The sequence below is a fragment of the Streptomyces sp. NPDC057428 genome (assembly GCF_042803195.1).
Classification (GTDB): domain Bacteria; phylum Actinomycetota; class Actinomycetes; order Streptomycetales; family Streptomycetaceae; genus Streptomyces.
In genome coordinates this window covers 1-1,812 of record NZ_JBHVCT010000214.1, presented here as the reverse complement: position 1 = coordinate 1,812, position 1,812 = coordinate 1, and the positions used below count along the sequence as shown (strand labels likewise).

At 68.5% G+C, this 1,812-nt stretch carries 2 protein-coding genes and 1 pseudogene; all 3 read right to left on the bottom strand.

Annotation, left to right across the window (positions count from 1 at the left end):
- Nucleotides 1-109 precede the first annotated feature (109 nt).
- Entirely contained in the window at nucleotides 110-544 is a 435-nt protein-coding gene (locus ACFU5K_RS31825; protein WP_384068205.1) for a hypothetical protein, read from the bottom strand.
- A 290-nt stretch (nucleotides 545-834) separates the two neighbouring features.
- Nucleotides 835-1,248: pseudogene (locus tag ACFU5K_RS31820) on the bottom strand (Hsp70 family protein); the annotation flags it as partial.
- Entirely contained in the window at nucleotides 1,173-1,715 is a 543-nt protein-coding gene (locus tag ACFU5K_RS31815; RefSeq protein ID WP_384068202.1) for an Hsp70 family protein, read from the bottom strand. The gene ACFU5K_RS31815 and the pseudogene ACFU5K_RS31820, both read right to left, overlap by 76 nt.
- Nucleotides 1,716-1,812 lie beyond the last annotated feature (97 nt).

Here is a 1,812-nt window from a genome sequence, read left to right as displayed (position 1 = left end):
CTTGGTGCTGGTCATGAGGGGGTGGTTCTCCTGTCGTGCCCTCTCAGGCTAACCCGACGAAGCGGGGCGTCTCACCCAAGGCTGACAGAGAGGGGTCACCCCGAACGTGTCACCTTGGCCGTGCGGGCGCCGCCGCATTCGGTACGCGTCGGTTGAAGACCCACACCCCCTGGGAGTGAGTGGCTCCGAGGACCCGCCCCGCGTCCCGGAGCCAAGGGTTCGCCTTTTGGAACGGCGCGAAGTTGTCGTTGGAGATGATGACCCCGCCAACCTCCTCAGCGATGCTGATCACCAGCGCGTCGCCCCGGCCCTCGGTCCCGGCGGGGGGCTGGACGACCTTACCGTCGGCGATGGCAGCTTCCACCTGGGGGCGCTCTTCGTCAGACACGTCGTGGCGCAGCGTGGCGTCGACCACCACGTGGATGTCGCGTTCGGGACGCTTGGACCGCAGCGACCGGACAGCCGCCTCCAACGCCGCGAAGCTCGGTTTGCCGCCCGCCGCGCGCGGGGGCCGGCCGTTCCAAGCGAGGTTGGAGCCGTCCACGACGAGTGGTGGCGCCGCCGTGCTTGTGCGGGCCGTGCGGGGTGAGGAACCTGGCGGGCGGGCTTGGGAACTCCATCCCCCTGGCCAATGGGGCGGATTTGCTGCGGGTGGGTCGGCGTGGCGGCGGGCCGGGCGGCCGGGGCAAGGGCGAGCAGGCGGTCGAGTTCCTTCTTCACCTCCGGCAGGACGTTTCCGTCCCCGAACACCTTCACCTCTCCGTCGAGGACGACCTCTCCGGTCTTCTGAAGGGTCGCCGCGACGGTCAGCAGACCTTCCTTGCTGTAGGTGTACTCCAGATCGAAGATGCCGTCCTCGGCCGTGCAAGGCCGCGGGTACCTCAGGATGAGGTCGGTCAGTTTGACGTTGTCCGGGTGGTCGACCTCGCGATCCGGGTCACCCTCCCAGACTTCCACGGTCAGCTGGGAGAGCTTGTCCCTGGTCGGCTCGTACGACTTCACGCGCTGCTGTGGCAGACGCTGGTTCCGGTCGATGAGGGCGCTGAATCCTCGCCTGCCCTCGCGGTCCTTGGTGATCGTGCCGAGGGCGTGCGTGTTGACCACGCGGATGATGCTCTTGAGCTCGCCGTCGATGGCTGCCGCGCTGATCGCCGCTCCTTCGGCCACTGCGGTCATCGGGTTGCACATTGCGGTGTCGACGAGTTCGCAGCCGAGTGCCTCCGAGACCGCGGTGCGTACCGCTGGGATCTGACTGCAGCCAGCAGTGTGCGGACCGTGATCCCAGCGGCACGGGCTGCCTCACGCGTACGGAATCGGGCCGCGCCGGTCGCGTTGGCGGGCACTGTGACGACGGCCTCGCGGATCTCGGTGGCGGCTTCCTCCTCCGCGGCCCTGGCGATGGCGTGGAAGACGCCAGCCGCGGCGGTGGTCGCGGCGAACCGTTCACCGCCCAGCTTGACGAACGGCTCCTCCCGCAGCATCCGCTTGCACGCCTCGACGGCCTGTTCGGACCGGAGCTTCGCCTCCCAGCCGAACAGCGTGCCCGGCCGCAGGGAACTCGTGCCGACGACCGACGGGTAGAGCAGCTCGAACCCCCTGCGCCCCCAGTTGGCGTCCAAACCCTGACCGCCGATCTCCAGCACCTCGACGTACTCGCCGTTCCACTGGGCGGCGCCGGAGTTGGTGGTCCCGAAGTCGATTCCCGCTGCCGTCATGCTGGGTCTTCGAATTTAGTGGGGGTGTGCTTCCCGTCGGCTCCGCCGGGTGGTTGCACAACGTGATCGGAGCCGCTGGTTGGCGCGGTTACGGAAG